General features: G+C 41.4%; 2 protein-coding genes. Both read left to right on the forward strand.

The features are described 5' to 3' along the window. The first annotated feature begins 66 nt into the window (after nucleotides 1–66). On the forward strand, nucleotides 67–789 hold the full coding sequence (gene trmJ / locus CWC28_RS21025; protein WP_062566066.1) for a tRNA (cytosine(32)/uridine(32)-2'-O)-methyltransferase TrmJ: 723 nt from the start codon (nucleotides 67–69) through the stop codon (nucleotides 787–789). Between the two features lie 202 nt (nucleotides 790–991). After that, a partial coding sequence (locus CWC28_RS21030) for an Rrf2 family transcriptional regulator (protein ID WP_138625730.1) occupies nucleotides 992–1,226 on the forward strand: 235 nt, incomplete at its 3' end.

Here is a 1,226-nt window from a genome sequence, read left to right on the forward strand (position 1 = left end):
ATAGCTGATAGCTGATAGCTATGTTATAATCCCCGCAATTTTTGACTTTCAGTAAGTAACAACGCAATGACACTTGATGATATTCGTATCGTATTAGTTAACACATCACATTCTGGTAATATTGGCTCAGCGGCACGTGCTATGAAAACGATGGGCTTATCAAATTTATATCTTGTTGATCCTGCTTGTGAAATTGACAGTCATGCGAGTGCGCTTGCGGCCGGTGCAACGGATGTTTTAGGTAAAACAGTGGTTGTTGATACACTGGCAGATGCGATTGCTGATTGTGGTTTAACAATTGGTACCAGTGCACGCTCACGTACTTTATCTTGGCCAATGGTTGAGCCGCGTGAATGTGGTGAAAAGTTAGTGGCAGAGGCTGAACAGGGTCCTGTTGCACTCGTATTTGGTCGCGAAAATAGTGGTTTAACGAACGAAGAGCTACAACAATGTAACTACCACGTATGTATTCCTGCAAACCCTGAGTACAGCTCGTTAAATCTCGCGATGGCCGTGCAAACGCTGTGTTATGAAACACGTATGGCGTATTTAAACAAACAGCCAAAAGTACAAGAAGAAGACGAAGCAACCTATCCAAACGCAAAGCAAACTGAGCTGTTTTACGAACACTTAGAGCAAACATTAAATGACACGGGTTTTATCATCAAACAACACCCAGGCATGGTGATGACTAAATTACGTCGTTTATTTAATCGCGCGCGTCCAGAAGAAGCTGAGATGAACATCTTACGCGGTATTCTTACCTCTATTAATAAGTCTATTAAATAAGTTTAGGTTATAAGCTTTATTCACCAGAATACTTGACTAAATTACTCAGGTAATTACAATGTACCCAGTACTTGACTAATTTTGTCAAGTATTCGGTTTTATCAATGGCAAGTATCAATTTTTATCAAGTGATAATACTTGACTATTTTGGTCTGGTAATTAAAATTTGCACACCTTAGCGTGCAGTAACATCGGGGGCTCCATGAAGTTAACATCAAAAGGCAGATACGCAGTAACCGCCATGTTGGATGTTGCACTACATACAAATGTGGGTGCAGTGCCTCTTGCCGATATTTCTGAACGCCAAGAGATTTCGTTATCTTACCTTGAGCAACTATTCGCCCGTTTACGTAAAAATGGCCTTGTGACCTCTGTGCGTGGCCCAGGTGGCGGATATTTATTAGGTCGAGAAGCAAACGAAATTTCTGTCGGCGATG

Origin of the sequence: Pseudoalteromonas sp. S4492 (assembly GCF_005886115.1) — a bacterium.
Lineage (GTDB): Bacteria > Pseudomonadota > Gammaproteobacteria > Enterobacterales > Alteromonadaceae > Pseudoalteromonas > Pseudoalteromonas gelatinilytica.

What these genes read in the sequence shown, in the direction of transcription:
- trmJ (WP_062566066.1), top strand. Translation starts at nt 67, where the DNA reads ATGACACTTGATGATATTCGTATCGTATTAGTTAACACATCACATTCT.